Annotated in this window: 2 protein-coding genes; one reads left to right on the top strand and one right to left on the bottom strand. The window is 53.8% G+C overall.

All coding sequences use genetic code 11. From position 1 onward, the window contains the following. The coding region (locus AB4043_RS25545) for a carboxypeptidase-like regulatory domain-containing protein (RefSeq protein ID WP_442308522.1) at window positions 1–324 on the bottom strand (324 nt) is incomplete at its 3' end. A gap of 570 nt (window positions 325–894) precedes the next feature. Here AB4043_RS25545 and AB4043_RS25540 point away from each other — a divergent pair. Next, on the top strand, window positions 895–1,391 hold a 497-nt coding region (locus AB4043_RS25540; protein WP_442308521.1), incomplete at its 3' end, for a hypothetical protein.

Genomic DNA, 1,391 nt, shown 5'->3' with positions numbered 1-1,391 from the left:
GGGAGACAGGGCGTACACCTCGCCTGGGCGAGTAGCGATGTCTGTGATCTTCGTGTCCGAGAAACCGGCAGCGGTGATCGTCACCGTGTACTTGCCGAGCGGAAGGTCCTGGAAAGAATAGGTTCCGTCGCCGGTGGACTCGGTCTCACGGTTCATGCCGGTGTCCTGGCCGAGCAGTGTGATCTTGGCGTGCGGAACAACTGCGCCGGTGCTGTCCAGAATCGTTCCGGCGATACCACCGCGGAAGGTCTGTGCCGACAGAGACACCGTCAACAACACAAAGAGAGATGCAACGATGCTTCGGAAGAAGCGGGTAATGCGCATGACTGGCTCCTGAAGTAGTGAAACGACTACGTTTGGGGTCTGTTGATGCGTTAACTGACTTTTGCTACGTTTTTTCGCGTGTGAAGAGGAACGGGGTCCCTAATAACAACAGCACGCCGTCATGCCGGCCTGAGGGGCCAGACAAGCGCCGGGATATTCCCGGAATGCGATGATTGCGGCTGACATGTACAAAGTCGTCTCCGTCTTATGTTGCTGTTGTTGTGTACATTCAGCATACCTGTATTACGGTTCGATGAACAAACTGTTCCGCTAAAAAAATAGCCGTTGTACGCTTCAACACCTGCGTTCCCGTCTCATGCAGCGCAAGAGAACCCCTATTTTTCAATACTTTATTCTTGCGCTCCAAGGAAAAATCTCTTCCAATAGACGCAGCAGGTCCCTACGGGCTGATTTCAGCCTGCCCCCTGCTATCCGACCGTTGAGCTCCAAAGCAGCCCCCCAGCCTTGTTAGGGCATCGTACGCAGGAGTGAATTTTCAACTGCATACGAATCTCTAACCTGCTGTCCCTGTTCGTTGGACCAAATTCGTCTTTTTTTCGGAGTCCTTCAATGCACGTTCGAACGAAGCTAGCTGTAGCTGTACTAGCCGTTATCTCGATTTTTGCTGTTTCCTCTTTCCCCGCCAATGCACAAGCCATCCCAGCCGGCAGAAAACGCGGTGGTGACCTCGATGCATTTTTCACCTATGGGCGCGCACGCACAGACTTCGGCCCCGTCAGGAATAACGTCTACACGGTTGGCGGAGACTACATGTTCCGGTATTTCGGAATGTTTCAGCCGGGCGTCAACATCCGGTATAGGGCTTCGACCGGTGCAGTGGTCAATGAGCCATTCTTTGGCGCCGGATTGGATGTCCGCCTGCCTGTTGTCTTTCACCTGCGTCCCTATGCCGTTGCCGATATGGGCATCGGCAGCGTGAAGCAAAAACCCTCTGGTATCAATGACTCAGGATCTTCTTACATTCTTGGCGGCGGCTTTGACGTTCCCGTCGTCAACAAGTTCGCTGCCCGCGCAGAATTCGACTATCAGCACATCCGAATCTCAGG

The sequence above is a fragment of the Terriglobus sp. YAF25 genome (assembly GCF_052113305.1).
Classification (GTDB): Bacteria; Acidobacteriota; Terriglobia; order Terriglobales; family Acidobacteriaceae; genus Terriglobus.
The sequence above is the reverse complement of the archived record's forward strand: the minus strand, read 5'-3'. Positions and strand labels throughout refer to the sequence as shown.